Source organism: Streptomyces lunalinharesii, from assembly GCF_039532155.1.
GTDB classification, from domain to species: Bacteria; Actinomycetota; Actinomycetes; order Streptomycetales; family Streptomycetaceae; genus Streptomyces; species Streptomyces lunalinharesii.
Map to the genome: position 1 here is coordinate 194,987 of NZ_BAAARK010000009.1, position 12,324 is coordinate 207,310.

Consider the following 12,324-nt stretch of genomic DNA (forward strand, 5'->3'; position numbering starts at 1 on the left):
GGGCCGGTGCTGTTCCTGTCGTCACCGCCGACCGCGGCGCGCGCCGGAACGGCGGTGAGAGCCGGCGCCGGGGTGTCCGTCACGGCCCGATCGTCGCCAGCGTCCGGGCCACCTCTCCAGCCACTCGCGAAAGGGACGTCCTCATGAACTCGCAGACCGGGCCGCACCACCGCGCAGACGACGTGCTCCGCTCCCTCTCCCTCCCCACCAGGGGCGCGGTGTACGACCTTTCCTCGGGGTGGTGGCGCCACATGCCGACGTTCGACGGCTATCCGCGTTTCGAGATCGTCACCTACAACTCGCCGCAGGGCCAGCGCGCGGCCCGCCGCTTCCCGTTCGACGACCCCGAGGGCAACGAGGTCCAACTCGGCTACGTCTCCGAGCTCATGTCGGGCAGCCTGCACACCGGGACCCACATCGACGCACTGTGCCACGTGACGTGCGGGGCGAACGACGAATGGCACGGCGGCGTATCGGCGAACGAGGCGCTGGGCGATCACGGTGCCCTGGACGGGGACGCCTCGGAGTTGGCTCCGATCTTCGGCAGGGGCGTCCTGCTGGACGTCGCCGGCGCGCTCGGCCTCGACGTCCTGCCGCCGCACTTCGCGATCGGCGAGCAGCATCTGCGGCAGGCCGCGGACGCCGCCGAAGTGACCGTCGAGGAGGGCGACATCGTGCTGGTGCGGACGGGGCAGATGAAGTTCTGGCCCGACGTCGAGCTGATCCGCGAGCGCAGCGGCGGCAGCGGCGTGGCACTGGACGGAGCGCAGTGGCTCGTGGCGCAGGGCGCTCGCCACGTGGGCGCGGACACCATGTCCTTCGAGGTCAGGCCGTCGACGGTGCCAGGCAACCAACTCCCGGTGCACCTGTACCTGCTCCATGAGCAGGGGATCCACATCATGGAGTGGGTCGACTGCGAGGAGCTGGCGGCCGACGCGGTGGCCAGCTTCCTCTTCGTGGGCCTGCCGCTGACCATTCGGGGCGGCACCGGGTCGCCGCTCCGGCCGATTGCCGTGGCCTGAGCGGACGAGGAGGCGCGAGATGCCCGGGATGGTCTTCTCCGAACTGACTCCGGTGGCGTTCGCCGCGCGCGCCGCCAAGGTGTTCGCCGACCGCCTCGCGGTCGTCGACGGCGACCTGCGGTACTCCTATGCCGAGCTCTGGCACCGGGCGCAGGCGCTGGCCGGCGTGCTGGACGGGCACGGAGTGCGGCCGGGGGACCGGGTCGCGGTGCTGGCCCCCAACACCCACGTGCTGCTGGAGGCGCACTACGGAGTGCCCCTGGCCGGTGCGGTCCTCGTGGCCCTCAACACCCGGCTGGCGCCCGCCGAGATCGCCTACATCCTCGACCACAGCGCTCCCGCCGTGGTGATCGTGGACGCCAGCTGCCGCGACGTGCTGACCGAGGCGCTCAAGCACAGCGCGATCAGGCCCGCAGTCATCGACTCGGGGCGGCCGCACGACGCGTACGAGTCCCTGTTGGCGGGCGCCACCCCGCGGGCGGTGGCGGTCACCGACGAGAGGTCCCTGCTCTCGATCAACTACACCAGTGGCACGACCGGACGGCCGAAGGGCGTGATGTACCACCACCGTGGTGCCTATCTCCAGGCGCTGGCGATGGCCTACCACGCCCAACTGGACACCTCGGCGCGCTTCCTGTGGACGTTGCCGATGTTCCACACCAACGGCTGGTGCTTCCCCTGGGCGGTGACCGCGGCCGGGGCGGTGCACCACTGCCTGCGCAAGGTGCACCCGCCGGACGTCTGGCGGGCCATCCGCGAGAGCGGAGTCACCCACTTCTGCGCCGCACCCACCGTGCTGGCCATGCTGGCCGACGACCCCGCCGCGGCAGCACCGGCGCCCCACCCGGTACGGGCGTTCGTCGGGGGCGCGCCGCCCTGGCCGGCACTGCTCGCCAGGATGAGCACGCTCGGCATCGAGATCCGTCATCTCTACGGGCTCACCGAGACGTTCGGCCCGGCCGTCGTGTGCGACGAGCAGCCCGAGTGGCGGGACCTGCCCCTCGCGCGGCGCGCACCGCTGATGGCGCGACAGGGCATCGCGAACGTCATCGCCGAACCGCTGCGGGTGGTGGATCCGCACGGCGCCGACGTGCCGGCGGACGGCAGCACGCTCGGCGAGATCGTGCTGCGCGGCAACGACGTGATGCTCGGCTACTACCGCGACGCGGAGGCGACCGCCGCCGCGGCGACCACCGACGGCTGGTTCCGCTCGGGCGACTTGGGCGTCATGCATCCGGACGGCTACGTCGAACTGCGCGACAGGGCCAAGGACGTCATCATCTCCGGCGGGGAGAACATCACCTGCGTCGAGGTGGAGAGCGCGCTCGCGGAGCACCCGGCGGTGCTGGAGGCCGCGGTCGTCGGTGCGCCGCATCCGAAATGGGGTGAGGTGCCGGTCGCGTACGTCATGCTCCGGGCCGACGCCTCGGTCACCGAAGCGGAACTGGTCACCTTCGTGCGGGCCAGGATCGCGGGGTTCAAGGCACCCCGCCGCGTGGTCTTCGGCGAACTGCCCAAGACGTCGACGGGAAAGGTCCAGAAGAACCTCTTGCGGGAGCGGTCCGCTCGCGTCGCGACCGATCGGCCGGACGAACCATGATCAAGAGCAGTGGATCGGGAGAAAAATGATCAAGAGCAGGAAATGGCTCGCGCTCGCGGCCGCCGCGGTGGTGGCCCTGGTCGTCGGCGGCCCGGTGGCCGCGCCCGCCGCACGGGCGACCGATGCCGGCGTCCCGGCTTCCGACGCGGGGCAGGAGGCGCCGCCGAGCGTCATCCGGGCGACGCAGGTCGCCAAGGTGGCACGGCTGGACCCGCCGTCGGCGTTCGGGCACGCGACCGTGCTGGAGGGGCCTGCCTTCGGGCCCGACGGCCAGCTGTACTTCGTCGACTTCACCGCTCCGGCGGGAAAGCCCAAGATCCTCCGGTTCGACCCCCGGACGAAGGCCGTCACGCCGCTCTACACCGACGCCACGAGCCGCTTCTCGTCCCTGCAGTTCAGTCCGGCCGACGGGAAGATGTACGTCACCGACTACGACAACGGGAAGATCGATCGGCTCGACCCCGACGGCACCGGCTTCACGACCGTCTTCTCGGGGCCGGTGGACGGCCGGGCGATGGTGCCCGACGACATCGCCTTCAACAAGGCGGGGGACATGTACCTCACCGACTACCAGGGCTCGTTGAAGAAACCGGACGGCCGGGTGGTGCGCCTCGACGCCCGCGGCGCCGAACCGATCGTCCTCCAGGACGGCCTGTCCAGTCCCAACGGCATCTCGTTCACGCCGGACTTCTCCGGCTTGTGGGTGGGCGAGTACAACCTCGGCCGGGAGAACTTCTTCACGCTGGCGCCCGATGGCAAGAGCTTCACCACGGGCAGCGTGGGCATGACCGCCAACTCCGGTCGCGGCGGCTTCGACTCCAACTCCGTCGACTCCGCCGGCAACGTGTACCAGGTGGTGCTCGGCTCCGGGAAGATCCTGGTGTGGAACCAGACCGGGGACCTGATCGCCACGATCCGGATACCGCAGCAGCCCAAGCCGGAACCCCTCGTCAGCAACCTGGTCATCAAGCCGGGCACGACCGAGGCGTACGTCACCGTCGGCGGTGACAACGGTGGCTACCTCTACTCGTTCCGCGCCCTCGCGCCGGGGCTCCCGCAGCCCGGCGGTGGCGCCTGAGGGATCCTCACCCCTGCCTGCGCGGCCGGTGACGGTGCACCCGTCACCGGCCGCGCCAGGCGGCGGTTCACCGGGGTTCGGTGGGCGGGCCCGGTGCGACGCGCGACGCCTCGGCGCCGGTGCCCGTGGCCTCTGCCAGGGCCTCCGTGCGGACCCTCCGGCGGTCGGGCTTGTTGTTCGGGGTGAGCGGGATCGCGTCGAGCCGGCGCAGCCTCTTGGGGATCTTGTAGCCGGCCAGGTCCGCCCGGCAGAAGGCCCGCAGCTGAGCCAGGTCGACCGTCGTGCCCCGGACGGTCACGATGCCGGCTTCGACGCGCTCCCCCCAGTGCTCGTCAGGCAGGCCGTACACCACGGCGTCGGCGACCCCCGGGTGTCGCAGGAGCACCTCCTCCACCTCGCGCGGGTAGACGTTCTCCCCACCGCTGATGATGACTTCCTTCGTCCGGCCGACGATGAACACCCAGCCGTCCTCCGACCGTGCGGCACGGTCACCGATGTGCACGCCGTCGGCCCGGAACGTCTCCGCGGTCTCCTCCGGCAGCCCGTAGTACCCCTGGGCCTGCCAGGGGCAGGCGACCACGAGGTCGCCGACGACACCCGCGGGGACGTCGCGGCCCTCTTCGTCGAGGATGCGGACGATCGCACCGGGGAGCGGCCGGCCCACACCGGTGAAGCGGTCGGCCAGGAGGTCCTCGTGGTCGAACCCCATGACCGAGCCGAATTCGGTGGCGCCGAACCCCGCACGGATCCGGGCGTTGGGGAAGTCGCGCAGCAGGCCGCGCACGAAGCCGTCGGTGGACGGCGCGGACCCGAAGCGGATCGCCCGGACGTTCTCGCGGCGGGTCGTGGCGAAGGCGGGATGGCCGCGCAGCGCGGTGAACATCGTGGGCGCACCCATCAGGCGGCTGGCACCGCGGTCGATGGCCGCGAGCGCGGAGCCGGCGTCGAACCGCCGCTGGATCCAGACCTCCCCACCGGCGAACAGCGGGGCCAACAGGTTGGTGCCCAGCGTGATGTGGAAGAACGGGGAGAAGAACAGCTCGACGTCGGTGACCGTGCGCGGATTCCCGTGGGCGCAGGTGTTCAACCAGAGCCACAGGCTGCGATGGGTGTGGCACACGCCCTTCGGCACTCCGGTCGTGCCGCCGGTGGCGAAGACGATGGCGGGGGAGTCCTCCGCCGGGGGAGCGAGCGGTCCGCCGCGGCTCGCCAGCGGGGCCGTCCGGTCCGCGACGGGCAAGTGGTCGGCGGCGGCCGGCAGTTCGATGACCCGACAGCCCGTCTCCTGCGCGAGGGAGGCATGGGCGGTGTCCGCGATCACGGCGCTCGGGCGGAGCGTGGCGAGGTAGGCGCGGGCTTCGGGTCCGGTCAGGCGGTCGTTGAGCGGTGCGGCCACCAGGCCGGCGGCCAGGGCGCCGAGGATGACCACGGTGTGCGGTATCGACGGCTCCATGGCGGTCACCACGCGGTCTCCGGTGTGCAGGCCGGCGCGCCGCAGCCCGACGGCGACGGCGTCCATCGCCTCGACCAGCTCCGCGAAGGTCACCTCGCCGCAGTCGTCGCGCAGCGCTCGACGATGCGCGCCGTGCGGGCCGGTGCCGAGCGTGCGCAGCCAGTTCGGCAGTGTCAGTACGTCAGCCACGAAGGTGCTCCCTTGGTCGTCAACCGGCGCAGTCAGCGCGAGGAGTTCCCTTCAGGCTATCGGCCAAAACGGCAATTGAGTGGCATCTTCTCGCACTCGGGCAGTCAGTTGGTGCTGGACCTCGACCCTGACGCGCGTGGCGATCGCCTTCGGGCTCAGGTCGGCTCCGGCGCCTTCTCCTCGTAACTCCTGCTTGTTGCCGCGACGTTACCGACTGCCGGGGCGGGAGGGTAGACGCTGTGCCGCTCTCTGTCGGGAGGTGAGGGGTCTTGCCGTCGACCGAATAAAGTGTACTCTTTTATGGGAGCGCCTCGCTCCTCCGATGGGGGCGACCGACGCGGCACCACGGGATGCGTTCGCTCCTGACGGTGTGGCGCGGGAGGCGCACGACCCCCACGGGGAGGGACTGATGGAGTTCGCTTTGAGCGAGGCGGACGCGGCGTTTCGGAGCGACCTCGTCGGCTTTCTTGACCGCGAACTGGCCGAGGGGTGGAGTCGCTCCGAGCACGGGCTCGGCAGCGCGGTGTACACCGACTTCTCCAGGGACTTCGTGCGCACCCTGGCAGCCAAGGGGTGGCTCACCCCGCACTGGCCGCGGGAGTACGGCGGCGGTGGCCAAGGGGCGTGGCAGCACTTCGTGCTCGGCGAGGAGATGTGGAAGCGGGGGGAGCCGCGCGGCCCGCAGTACATGAACGTGAACTGGGTCGGTCCCGCCCTCATCAAGTACGGCACGGAAGAACAGAAGCGGGAGCTCCTGCCGCCCATCGCCCGGGGCGATGTCTTCTGGTGCCAGGGCTTCTCCGAGCCGGAGGCCGGCACCGACCTCGCGGCCCTGCGGACCCGCGCGGTCCGCGAGGGCGAGGACTACGTCCTCAACGGCCAGAAGATCTGGACGTCGTACGCGAACGAGGCCGACTACTGCTTCCTCCTCGCGCGCACCGGCTCCGTGGCGGACGGGCGGAACGGAATCTCCGTCTTCCTGCTGCCGCTGCGGACGCCGGGCGTCGACGTCAGGCGGATCGAGGGGTTCGTCGGCGAGCACTCGTTCAACGAGCTGTTCCTCACCGACGTCAGGGTGCCGGGGAGCTGCCTGCTCGGCGAGGAGAACAAGGGCTGGGACATCGTCCGCCGGACGCTCGCCTACGAGCGGGTCGGCGCCCCGCGCTACGCCCGTGCCGCCCTGGTCCTCGACGGACTCGCCGACTGGTGCCGAGCCGCCGGCCTGCTCACGGACCCGGGCGTCCAGGAGCAGTTCGGCCAGGCGAGAGCGCTCTGCGAGGCCGCCCGGGTCCTCGTCTACCGCGTCATCGACGAACGGGCCAAGGCCAAGGAACCCTCGCCGATGGCCTATCAGGCCCGCGCGGCGATGGTCCAGGCCGAACGGGCGGTCGGTGACCTCGCGCTCGACGTCATGGGAAGCGAAGCCCTGGTCGAGCAGTCGCCCGGCGACGCACAGTTCCGCAACTCGCTGGGCGCCGGCATCGCCGCGGGGAGCTACGAAGTCCAGCTCAACCTGATCAGCCGCCTGATCCTGAAGCTGCCGAAGGAATAGACGTGGATTTCGAACCATCGGACACCCAACGCGCCCTCCTGGACGCCCTGGGCACCCTGCTGAGCCGGCACGCCGGCACGCAGCGCTGCCGAGAGCTCGCCGCGCGCGGGGCGTACGACCACCAGCTGGAGTCCGAGCTGCGCGCGGCGGGATTCCTCGACGTGTTCGCCGCGGCCGGCGCCGGTCCGCTCGAAGCCACCCTGGTGGTCGAACGGATCGGTGCCGAACTCGGCGCGCTCACGCCGGCACCGCATCTGCTCGTGCTGCCCGCGCTCGGGCTGCCGGTGCCCGAGGGGCCGGTCGTCCTGGCCGACCACGAGCGGTCGGGCCCCGTACGGTACGGCGGCGAAGCCAGGCAGATCCTCACCGCCGGCACCGACCGGTGCACCGCCGCCGAACTGCGCCCGGACGACGCGGAGCCGGTCCCGTCGGCGTACGGCCACCCGCTGGCCCGGGTGGTGCCGCGCCGTGCACAGGAGCTGGCTCCCGGGACGGCGGGGACCATGGTGAATTGGTGGCGCGTCGGGCTGTGCGCCGAGGCGCTCGGGATGATGCAGCGGGCGTTCGACCTCACCGTCGCGTACACCAAGGACCGCACGGTGTTCGGGCGCGCCCTCGGTTCGCTGCAGGCGTTGCAGCACCGCCTGGCCGAGTCGAGCGTGCTCCTCGAAGGGGCGCGCTGGCTCACCTACGAGGCGGCGTTCCGGGGCGCCACCGCGGAGTCGTCGGCGGTCGCCGCCGCGCACACGATGGCCGCGCTGCACCGGCTGACGCGGGAGACGCACCAGATCACGGGCGCGGTCGGCCTGACCCGGGAACACGACCTCCACCTCTGGACGCTCCGCCTCCAGGCGCTGCGAGCCGAACTCGGTGGCCTGCGCGCCCATCGGCGTGCCGTGGTGACCTCGCGGTGGGGAGTCGCAGCGGCATGAGCGAACCCGTCGCGTTCACCCCGGATCAGGAAGCGCTCGCCGGGTCCGTCCGGCGCTACTGCGCCGCCAAGTGCACCGAGGACGTCCAACGCGCGGGTTCGCAGGCGTTTCCCCGGCCCTTCTGGCGCGGGCTGGCCGAACTCGGCGTGCTGGCGTTGGCCGTGCCCGGTGAGGGGGGCGGGGCGGGTGAGGTCGCCGCCGTCGCCCTGGAGCTGGGCCGTGCCCTCGCCCCCGGCCCGTTGGCGGCGACCGTCTTCGCGGCACGCACGCTGCCGTCCGCGTGCACGCCCCCGGTCGTCTCCGGCGAGCGCCTGGTGTCGTGGGGGAGCCCACCGCTGATGCCCTGGTCGCCCCTCGCGGACGTGTTCATCGAGACGGACGGCGAACGGGCCTGGCTCGCGCGTCCCGCCGGTGCGGTGAAACCGCTGGAGACCCTGGGCAACGAGCCCTGGGGACGCCTCTCGCTGGAACGCGTCCTCCCACTGGAAGACGTCCAGGAGGGAACGGACCTCGCCCACATGATGCTGGCGGGGTACCTGTGGGGCGCGGGCCGGCGCGTACTGGACGCCGCGGTCGAGCATGCGCGCACCCGCGTCCAGTTCGGCCGTGCCATCGGCACCTTCCAAGCCGTCGCACATCCGCTGGTGAACGCCGGCCTCGGGCTGCAAGCCGCGGAGAAGCTCGTCAAGGTCGCCGCGCGGGCGATCGACCACCGGCACCCCCAGGGCTCCGCCCTCGCGTCCGCCGCGCGGCTGTCCGCATCGAACGCCGCCATGGAAGCAGCCTTCGTCTCCCATCAGACGCACGGCGCCATCGGCTACTCCGTGGAGGGCCCGATCGGCCACGTCGCGCAGCGCATCAGGCAACTCTCGATGGTGCCGTCGCACGCGCATCACACAGGCGAACAGGTACTGGCGATGTATGCGGAGGGTGGTCGGGAATGACGCAGGACCAGCAGCGGGCGGCGGACGTCGACGAGCCGGAGGTGCTCTTCGAGAAGCGCGAACACGTCGCCTACATCACGCTCAATCGACCGCACAAGGGAAACTCCCTGACCGGAACGATGATGCCGCAGATCAAGGCCCTATGGAGCGAGGTCCGCGACGACCCGTGGATCCGTGCGGCCGTCATCACCGGCGCCGGCGACCGGCACTTGTGCACGGGCGCGGACGTGAACGTCGTGGCCGACCGGGGCGGCATGAGCACCGGCACCGGGCCCCTGACCGACGAGGTCTTCTGGTCGCCGCGGCAGAACCGGGTGTGGAAGCCGGTCATCTGCGCGGCCAACGGCCTGGCGGCCGGAGCCGGGCTGCACTTCGTGGTCGACGCCGACATCGTGGTCGCCTCGGAACGGGCCGGTTTCATGGACACCCACGTCAACGTCGGCCTGGTGGGCGCGATGGAGAACATCGGTCTGGCCAAGCGCCTGCCACTGGGCTCCGCGCTGCGGATGACCCTGATGGGCAAGGGCTACCGGATGCCCGCGGCACGCGCGTACCAGCTGGGACTCGTCGACGAACTGGTCGCCCCCGAAGACCTCATGGAAACCGCCGACGACATGGCACGATGCATCGCCAAGCACTCGCCGGCCGCGGTCTCGCTCTCGCAGCAGGCGATCTGGGGGTCGCTGGACATGGGGTACACCCAGGCGTGCGAGTACGGCTGGGCGCTCCTGCGCATGCACTGGGCGCACCCCGATGCGAAGGAAGGTCCCCGGGCCTTCAGCGAGGGGCGCGAACCGAAGTGGACCACCGCGGCCGGCAAGGACGACTGACATGGACGTGGGATTCACCCCCGAGGAGGAGGCGTTCCGCGCCGAGGTGCTCGACTTCCTGGCCGACCACCAGGGGCTGGACGGCTACTTCCACCGTGGTGAGAGCACGGGGGAGGGCGTGCGGCGGGTCTACCGGGCGCTCGGGGAGCGCGGTTGGCTGTCTCTGTCCTGGCCCGCGGAGTTCGGCGGCAGCGGGCTGTCGCCGGCCTACGAGTTCATCCTGTGGGACGAGATGGCCTGGGCGCGGGTCGCCCGGCCACCGATGGGCCCGGGCCTCGTCGCCAAGGCGCTCATGACCCACGGCACGGCCGAGCAGTGCGCACGCCTCCTCCCGGGACTCCGGCGTGGGGAGACCAACTTCGCGCTCGGCTATTCGGAGCCGGACGCCGGTTCCGATCTGGCGGCCGTGCGCACCCGGGCGACCCTCGTCCATGACGCCTACGAGATCAACGGCGCCAAGTGCTGGACGTCCAACGCCCATTGGGCCGACCACATCTGGCTGCTCTGCCGGACCGGAACCCAGGACAGCAGATCACGCGGACTCAGCGTCCTTATCGTTCCCCTGGACCACCCCGGCGTCTCGATCTCCCCGATCCCGACCCACGACGGCGGTCGCCTCAACGAGGTCCGGTTCGACGGGGTGCGGGTGCCGGTCGAGAACCGGGTCGGCGACGAGAACGACGGATGGCAGGTGGTCGGCTCCGCGCTCGCCGTCGAACGGCACGTCCAGTTCCCGCCGAAGCGGCTGCGCCGGGACCTCCAGGATCTCGTCGCCTGGGTGGAGGCGTCGGGCCTCGGCCGCGATCCCGTCGTCCGCCGACGGCTGACCGGCCTCGCCGTGCAGGTGGCGGAGGTCGAGGCGCTGGCGCTGGCACTGCTCGACGAGATCATCAACGGTCAGCCCTCGGCGGTCCCGGCGGCGTACCACAAGCTCGCCGGCACCCTGCTCGCCCAGGAGATCGCGCGTGCGGCGATGGAGTTCGGATCGGGCGAGGCGCTGATCAAGGACAGTGACGTCGAGTTCATGTGGCGGCAGGCGATCCTGGAAACCGTCGGCGGCGGAACCTCCGAAGTGATGCGCTCACTCATCGCACGACAGGCGTTCGGTCTCGCGAGCAAGGGCTGAAGCCGGCGCGCCGTTGCCGGTCCCAGGAAGCCCGAGCCCGGTCCCGCCCACGTGACGGTCGTCCTCCCGGAACCACCCGGGAGGACGCGCCCTGCACACCACGGCAACCACTCACCGCTCACCCACCCGCAACATCCCGCACGCGCAAGGGAGTCAGGCATGCCCGCTGCACCCTCCCCGTCGTCCCCGCAGAGCCCCGAAAGATCCGAAGGATCCGGGAGACCACCCACGGCACCGGATCCCGCGCTGCTGCGCAAGGTGGCGCTGTCGAGCCTGCTCGGCACCGTCATCGAGTACTACGACTTCCTGCTCTACGGCACGATGGCCGCCCTGGTCTTCGGCCCGTTGTTCTTCCCCGAGTCGAACCCCACGGTCGGCACGATCGCCGCGTTCGGGACACTGGCCGCCGGCTACGTCGCGCGGCCCGTCGGCGGTGTCGTCTTCGGGCACTTCGGTGACCGGCTCGGACGCAAGACCATGCTCGTCGTGACGATGCTCCTCATGGGCGTGGCGAGCTGTCTGATCGGGCTGCTGCCCACGTACGCGACCATCGGCGTCGCGGCGCCCGTGCTGCTGATCCTGTTCCGCATCGTCCAGGGCATCGCCATCGGCGGTGAGTGGGGCGGCGCCACGCTGATGGTCGTCGAGCACGCCGACGCACGGCGCCGCGGCTTGTGGAACGGCGTGATGCAGATGGGGTCACCGATCGGATTCCTCCTGTCCAGCCTCGCGGTCAGCGTGACCGCACTCCTTCCCCAGGACCGGTTCCTCGCGTGGGGCTGGCGCATCCCGTTCCTGTTCAGCGCGCTGCTCCTCGGCATCGGCCTGTACGTGCGCATGAGCGTCACGGAGAGCCCGCTGTTCCAACAGCAGGCACGGGCCCGGAAGGAGCAGGCCGCGGCGCCGCCACGCCGCATTCCGCTGGCCCAGGTGCTGCGCGCGCCGCGGGTCCTGCTCCTCGCCTGCGCGGTCGGCATCGGCCCCTTCGCCCTGACGGCGCTGATCGGCACCTTCATGCTCACCTACGCCAAGTCCGTCGGGTACGACACGTCCGACGTGATGTCCGGCCTCACGGCCACCGCGCTCACCGGGCTGGTGGCCATACCGTGCTTCTCCGCGCTGTCGGACCGCCTGGGACGCCGGGCGGTGTCGCTGGGGGGCGCCGCGGGCATCGTGCTGCTCGCCTTCCCGATCTACGCGCTGATCAACACGGGCTCCGTCCCCCTGCTGATCCTCGGGATGGTGCTCGGACAGGTGGTGCAGAACGCGATGTACGCGCCGCTGGGCCCGCTGCTGTCCGAGATGTTCGGCACCCAGGTCCGCTACACCGGTGCCTCCATGGGCTACCAGCTGGCCGCCCTGATCGGCGGTGGCTTCACCCCGCTCTTCGCGAGCAGCCGGCTCTCGGCTTCGGGCAGCATCTCCAGCACCCCCCTCGCCGTCCTGGCCATGGTCTGCGGACTGATCACCGCACTCGCCATCTGGCGCACCGCCGAAACCCGCGGCCGGGACCTGTCCGAGGACCCGGCCGCCACGGTCCGGCGCAAGGACCCGGCCTGACTCCCGTGAGCAGGCGTCGCCCGGCTCCCCCTCCCCGA

General features: G+C 71.3%; 10 protein-coding genes. 9 read left to right on the plus strand and 1 reads right to left on the minus strand.

The window, feature by feature from the left end:
* The first annotated feature begins 143 nt into the window (after positions 1-143).
* Genes ABD385_RS16880 through ABD385_RS16890 form a run of 3 tightly spaced genes read left to right on the plus strand, consistent with a single transcriptional unit; the run spans position 144 to position 3,700 of the window.
* Positions 144-1,022 carry a cyclase family protein gene (locus ABD385_RS16880; RefSeq protein WP_344576509.1) on the plus strand — a complete coding sequence of 293 codons (879 nt, stop codon included), beginning with the start codon at positions 144-146 and terminating at the stop codon, positions 1,020-1,022.
* Between the two features lie 19 nt (positions 1,023-1,041).
* Complete coding sequence (locus ABD385_RS16885; RefSeq protein ID WP_344576511.1) at positions 1,042-2,622, plus strand: AMP-binding protein; 1,581 nt, start codon at positions 1,042-1,044, stop codon at positions 2,620-2,622.
* Between the two features lie 25 nt (positions 2,623-2,647).
* Positions 2,648-3,700: an SMP-30/gluconolactonase/LRE family protein gene (locus ABD385_RS16890; protein WP_344576514.1), complete on the plus strand. Its 1,053-nt coding sequence runs from the start codon at positions 2,648-2,650 to the stop codon at positions 3,698-3,700.
* A gap of 67 nt (positions 3,701-3,767) precedes the next feature.
* On the opposite strand, the gene ABD385_RS16895 is transcribed toward ABD385_RS16890, so the two are convergent.
* Positions 3,768-5,342: a class I adenylate-forming enzyme family protein gene (locus ABD385_RS16895; RefSeq protein ID WP_344576516.1), complete on the minus strand. Its 1,575-nt coding sequence runs from the start codon at positions 5,340-5,342 to the stop codon at positions 3,768-3,770.
* A 409-nt stretch (positions 5,343-5,751) separates the two neighbouring features.
* On the opposite strand from ABD385_RS16895, the gene ABD385_RS16900 reads away from it, so the two are divergent.
* The 6 genes from ABD385_RS16900 to ABD385_RS16925 all read left to right on the plus strand — a co-directional run bounded on the left by ABD385_RS16900 (position 5,752) and on the right by ABD385_RS16925 (position 12,286).
* Positions 5,752-6,894, plus strand: a complete 1,143-nt coding sequence (locus ABD385_RS16900; RefSeq protein ID WP_344576517.1) for an acyl-CoA dehydrogenase family protein — start codon at positions 5,752-5,754, stop codon at positions 6,892-6,894.
* 2 nt (positions 6,895-6,896) lie between these two features.
* Positions 6,897-7,826 carry an acyl-CoA dehydrogenase family protein gene (locus ABD385_RS16905; protein ID WP_344576518.1) on the plus strand — a complete coding sequence of 310 codons (930 nt, stop codon included), beginning with the start codon at positions 6,897-6,899 and terminating at the stop codon, positions 7,824-7,826.
* Entirely contained in the window at positions 7,823-8,770 is a 948-nt protein-coding gene (locus tag ABD385_RS16910; protein WP_344576519.1) for an acyl-CoA dehydrogenase family protein, read from the plus strand. Before ABD385_RS16905 ends, ABD385_RS16910 begins: the two co-directional genes overlap by 4 nt.
* Positions 8,767-9,600, plus strand: a complete 834-nt coding sequence (locus ABD385_RS16915) for an enoyl-CoA hydratase/isomerase family protein (protein WP_344576520.1) — start codon at positions 8,767-8,769, stop codon at positions 9,598-9,600. Before ABD385_RS16910 ends, ABD385_RS16915 begins: the two co-directional genes overlap by 4 nt.
* Before the next feature lies 1 nt (position 9,601).
* Entirely contained in the window at positions 9,602-10,726 is a 1,125-nt protein-coding gene (locus tag ABD385_RS16920; protein ID WP_344576523.1) for an acyl-CoA dehydrogenase family protein, read from the plus strand.
* A gap of 159 nt (positions 10,727-10,885) precedes the next feature.
* Positions 10,886-12,286, plus strand: a complete 1,401-nt coding sequence (locus ABD385_RS16925; RefSeq protein ID WP_344576525.1) for an MFS transporter — start codon at positions 10,886-10,888, stop codon at positions 12,284-12,286.
* Positions 12,287-12,324: the final 38 nt, after the last annotated feature.

Bases quoted from the DNA above. Each gene is read 5' to 3' on its own strand.
- ABD385_RS16880 (WP_344576509.1), top strand. From the start codon at position 144: ATGAACTCGCAGACCGGGCCGCACCACCGCGCAGACGACGTGCTCCGC.
- ABD385_RS16885 (WP_344576511.1), top strand. From the start codon at position 1,042: ATGCCCGGGATGGTCTTCTCCGAACTGACTCCGGTGGCGTTCGCCGCG.
- ABD385_RS16910 (WP_344576519.1), top strand. From the start codon at position 7,823: ATGAGCGAACCCGTCGCGTTCACCCCGGATCAGGAAGCGCTCGCCGGG.
- ABD385_RS16890 (WP_344576514.1), top strand. From the start codon at position 2,648: ATGATCAAGAGCAGGAAATGGCTCGCGCTCGCGGCCGCCGCGGTGGTG.
- ABD385_RS16925 (WP_344576525.1), top strand. From the start codon at position 10,886: ATGCCCGCTGCACCCTCCCCGTCGTCCCCGCAGAGCCCCGAAAGATCC.
- ABD385_RS16900 (WP_344576517.1), top strand. From the start codon at position 5,752: ATGGAGTTCGCTTTGAGCGAGGCGGACGCGGCGTTTCGGAGCGACCTC.
- ABD385_RS16915 (WP_344576520.1), top strand. From the start codon at position 8,767: ATGACGCAGGACCAGCAGCGGGCGGCGGACGTCGACGAGCCGGAGGTG.
- ABD385_RS16920 (WP_344576523.1), top strand. From the start codon at position 9,602: ATGGACGTGGGATTCACCCCCGAGGAGGAGGCGTTCCGCGCCGAGGTG.